The 262-nt window shown below is 56.1% G+C and carries 1 protein-coding gene; it reads right to left on the bottom strand.

Annotation, left to right across the window (positions count from 1 at the left end):
* On the bottom strand, positions 1–220 hold a 220-nt coding region (locus AC3XQU_RS24160; RefSeq protein WP_489876658.1), incomplete at its 3' end, for a hypothetical protein.
* Positions 221–262 lie beyond the last annotated feature (42 nt).

Below are 262 nucleotides of genomic sequence, written 5' to 3'. Positions count from 1 at the left end.
ACTCCACTGTGTGCTCGGCATTGATGCTGTCATCAATTGCTTTTGCGGCCGCGCTCACTCCGGCCGTCACCATTCCGGCGACCACAAGGCTGACGATGCCGAGGATGACTCCAGTTATTGCCATGCCCTTTTTCCGATTCTTCAGGAAGAAAGCGATGACGCCAAGGATGATGGCAACAGGGCCGAGGAAGAAAGCGACCATTCCCACAATCGGGATCATGCTGAACACTGCAGCGACGATGCCTACGACGAGAGCCGCTAC

The organism is Telluria sp. AZSoR62 (genome assembly GCF_058111565.1).
The sequence above is the reverse complement of the archived record's forward strand: the minus strand, read 5'-3'. Positions and strand labels throughout refer to the sequence as shown.